Raw genomic sequence first — 210 nt, forward strand, 5'->3', positions numbered from 1 at the left:
AAGCTGAACAAGCTCATGCAGCACTGCCGTTACAGGTGCATAGGGCAACGCAGATTCCCGCTGCTCAATGCACCCGCCTTTCAGAATCAGGGCACGGCCGGACAATCGGTTGGCAAACTCTTCAACCAGCCGGGTTTTGCCCCCGCCTGCTTCTGCCCCGAGAAGAAAGGAACGTTGCCGCCCGCCAGAAACATCTCGGAAAGCGGATTC

1 protein-coding gene is annotated in these 210 nt (G+C 58.1%); it reads right to left on the bottom strand.

The window, feature by feature from the left end; translation table 11 throughout:
• Positions 1-210, bottom strand: a 210-nt coding sequence (locus AF337_RS41095) for an AAA family ATPase (protein ID WP_152971254.1), incomplete at both ends; no start/stop codon positions are given.

Source organism: Rhizobium ecuadorense (assembly GCF_001187535.1).
GTDB lineage: Bacteria > Pseudomonadota > Alphaproteobacteria > Rhizobiales > Rhizobiaceae > Rhizobium > Rhizobium ecuadorense.